Source organism: Chryseobacterium sp. CFS15, assembly GCF_031118795.1.
Taxonomy (GTDB): domain Bacteria; phylum Bacteroidota; class Bacteroidia; order Flavobacteriales; family Weeksellaceae; genus Chryseobacterium; species Chryseobacterium indoltheticum.
The window spans coordinates 1-1,374 of sequence record NZ_JAVHYL010000027.1; the positions used below are offsets into that span (position 1 = coordinate 1).

General features: G+C 49.8%; 1 rRNA gene. It reads right to left on the bottom strand.

The window, feature by feature from the left end:
* Window position 1: 1 nt before the first annotated feature.
* Window positions 2-1,374, bottom strand: a 16S ribosomal RNA gene (locus OH814_RS20520); the annotation flags it as partial.

Here is a 1,374-nt window from a genome sequence, read left to right on the forward strand (position 1 = left end):
TTCCAGCCGCACCTTCCGGTACGGCTACCTTGTTACGACTTAGCCCTAGTTACTTGTTTTACCCTAGGCAGCTCCTGTTACGGTCACCGACTTCAGGTACCCCAAACTTCCATGGCTTGACGGGCGGTGTGTACAAGGCCCGGGAACGTATTCACCGCGCCATGGCTGATGCGCGATTACTAGCGATTCCAGCTTCATAGAGTCGAGTTGCAGACTCCAATCCGAACTGAGACCGGCTTTCGAGATTCGCATCCTATCGCTAGGTAGCTGCCCTCTGTACCGGCCATTGTATTACGTGTGTGGCCCAAGGCGTAAGGGCCGTGATGATTTGACGTCATCCCCACCTTCCTCTCTACTTGCGTAGGCAGTCTCACTAGAGTCCCCAACTGAATGATGGCAACTAGTGACAGGGGTTGCGCTCGTTGCAGGACTTAACCTAACACCTCACGGCACGAGCTGACGACAACCATGCAGCACCTTGAAAATTGTCCGAAGAAAAGTCTATTTCTAAACCTGTCAATTCCCATTTAAGCCTTGGTAAGGTTCCTCGCGTATCATCGAATTAAACCACATAATCCACCGCTTGTGCGGGCCCCCGTCAATTCCTTTGAGTTTCATTCTTGCGAACGTACTCCCCAGGTGGCTAACTTATCACTTTCGCTTAGTCTCTGAATCCGAAAACCCAAAAACGAGTTAGCATCGTTTACGGCGTGGACTACCAGGGTATCTAATCCTGTTCGCTCCCCACGCTTTCGTCCATCAGCGTCAGTTAAAACATAGTGACCTGCCTTCGCAATTGGTGTTCTAAGTAATATCTATGCATTTCACCGCTACACTACTTATTCCAGCCACTTCTACTTTACTCAAGACCTGCAGTATCAATGGCAGTTTCATAGTTAAGCTATGAGATTTCACCACTGACTTACAGATCCGCCTACGGACCCTTTAAACCCAATAAATCCGGATAACGCTTGCACCCTCCGTATTACCGCGGCTGCTGGCACGGAGTTAGCCGGTGCTTATTCGTATAGTACCTTCAGCTTTCCACACGTGGAAAGGTTTATCCCTATACAAAAGAAGTTTACAACCCATAGGGCCGTCGTCCTTCACGCGGGATGGCTGGATCAGGCTCTCACCCATTGTCCAATATTCCTCACTGCTGCCTCCCGTAGGAGTCTGGTCCGTGTCTCAGTACCAGTGTGGGGGATCACCCTCTCAGGCCCCCTAAAGATCACTGACTTGGTAGGCCGTTACCCTACCAACTATCTAATCTTGCGCGTGCCCATCTCTATCCACCGGAGTTTTCAATAATAAGTGATGCCACTCATTATATTATGGGGTATTAATCTTCCTTTCGAAAGGCTATCCCCCTGA